The 2,365-nt window shown below is 68.7% G+C and carries 2 protein-coding genes; both read right to left on the minus strand.

Annotated features, from left to right (window positions below; translation table 11 throughout):
* Positions 1-1,493, minus strand: a 1,493-nt coding sequence (locus ACFVQ3_RS18765) for a methyl-accepting chemotaxis protein (protein ID WP_387642390.1), incomplete at its 3' end; no start/stop codon positions are given.
* 143 nt (positions 1,494-1,636) lie between these two features.
* Positions 1,637-2,365: methyl-accepting chemotaxis protein (locus tag ACFVQ3_RS18770; protein WP_387642393.1), on the minus strand; the 729-nt coding region annotated here is incomplete at its 5' end.

Raw genomic sequence — 2,365 nt, forward strand, 5'->3', positions numbered from 1 at the left:
GTGGCGATGCCGGTGATGTTCCCCGCGATCTCCGACGCACCCGTCGCCGACTCCTGCACACCCCGAGACATCTCCGTCGTCGTCGCGGTCTGCTCCTCCACCGCCGACGCGATCGTCAGCTGATAGTCGTTGATCCGCCCGATGATGTCCGCGATCTCACCGATCGCCCCCACCGCACTGGACGTGTCGTCCTGGATCGCCTCCACCCGACGAGCAATGTCCTCCGTCGCCTTCGCCGTCTCCTGCGCCAGCTCCTTCACCTCAGAAGCCACCACCGCGAACCCCTTGCCCGCCTCCCCCGCACGAGCCGCCTCGATCGTCGCGTTCAACGCCAACAAGTTCGTCTGCTCAGCGATCGACGTGATCACCTTCACCACATCACCGATCTCCTGCGACGACGTCCCCAGCTTCTGCACCGTCACATTCGTCGACGCCGCACGATCCGTCGCACGATTAGCCACCTTCGCCGCCTCGTTCGAGTTCTGCGCGATCTCCCGAATAGACGCCCCCATCTGCTCAGCCCCCGCAGCCACCGTCCGCACGTTCTGCGACACCTGCTCCGCAGCAGCAGCCACCACCCCCGACTGCGCCGCCGTCTCCTCCGACGACGCCGAGAACTCCGACGACGCCCCCGCCAGCGACTCGGCGCTCGACGCGATCGTCACCGACGACTCGACCACTCCCGTGATGAGACCGCGGAGGTTCGCCTGCGTGCGTTCGAGGTCGACGGCCAGGGTGCCGATCTCGTCCCGCCCGGTCACGCCGGAGGAGACCGTCAGGTCTCCGTCGCCCACAGCCGCCAGGGCCGAGGACACCGAGCCGATCCGGCGGGCGATGTTGCGTGCCACGACGTAGGCCAGGGCGGACGCGGCGACCGCACCGATCACCGCGACCACGATGGTGAGGAGGATCGACCGTGCCGCGACGGCGTCCGTCTCCTCGGCGAGCGCGGCCGCCTCGTCGCCCTGCGAGACCGTCTCTACCTGCATGGCGTCCAGGACGCCCGTGGTCAACGGACGGATGGTCTCGTCGAAGTACGTCGCGAACCCTTCCGCGTCGCCCTCGTCCGCCAACGGGAACAGCGTCCCCTCGGCCGCGGCGTAGTACTTGTCCAGCGCCGCGAGCAGGGCGTCGACGTCGGCCTCGTTCACCGCGTTGGGGCGGTAGGCCTCGATCTGCGAGTGGAGGTCCACCTTCCGCTCGGCCAGCTCGTCCACGAGCGTGCCGCGGGTCTCCTCGTCGGCGATGCCGTACTGGACGACCCGGGCACGGTCCCCCTGGTAGGCGCGCTGGATCTCCGTGAGCTGCTGGAGCGGGACGACATTGCCGCTGTACATCAGCGCGGCGTCGGCCCGCAGCGTGCGCATCGAGCTGAGCGCGAACGCGGTGACGACCGCGGTCATCACCACCATGAGAAGGACGGACATGACGATCTTGACCAGCACCGGGCGGTCGGCCCAGAGCCGGCGCGGTGCGTTCTGCTGCTCGCTCATCGCTCGCCTCTCGATCTAGGGGGACCTGTGTCCCCTGCTGTCGGCCACGCCTCGCGTGGCCGGGTCGAACACCCGGGACCCGGCCCGGGGTGGTGCTGCCCGGCGCGGCGGGTGCCGCACCGGCTCGTGCTGACGTTCTTCGCTCAGATCCGGAACCGGCCGACGCGGGTGCGCAGCTCGACCGAGACCTGGGCGAGCTCGTCGACCGCGACGCTCATCCGCTGCATCGTGGCCGCGCTCTCCTGCGCGGCGGTGGCGATGCCGGTGATGTTCCCCGCGATCTCCGACGCACCCGTCGCCGACTCCTGCACACCCCGAGACATCTCCGTCGTCGTCGCGGTCTGCTCCTCCACCGCCGACGCGATCGTCAGCTGATAGTCATTGATCCGCCCGATGATGTCCGCGATCTCACCGATCGCCCCCACCGCACTGGACGTGTCGTCCTGGATCGCCTCCACCCGACGAGCAATGTCCTCCGTCGCCTTCGCCGTCTCCTGCGCCAGCTCCTTCACCTCAGAAGCCACCACCGCGAACCCCTTGCCCGCCTCCCCCGCACGAGCCGCCTCGATCGTCGCGTTCAACGCCAACAAGTTCGTCTGCTCAGCGATCGACGTGATCACCTTCACCACATCACCGATCTCCTGCGACGACGTCCCCAGCTTCTGCACCGTCACATTCGTCGACGCCGCACGATCCGTCGCACGATTAGCCACCTTCGCCGCCTCGTTCGAGTTCTGCGCGATCTCCCGAATAGACGCCCCCATCTGCTCAGCCCCCGCAGCCACCGTCCGCACGTTCTGCGACACCTGCTCCGCAGCAGCAGCCACCACCCCCGACTGCGCCGCCGTCTCCTCCGACGACGCCGAGAACTG

The organism is Oerskovia sp. NPDC057915, assembly GCF_042887685.1.
In the GTDB taxonomy this organism is placed as follows: domain Bacteria; phylum Actinomycetota; class Actinomycetes; order Actinomycetales; family Cellulomonadaceae; genus Oerskovia.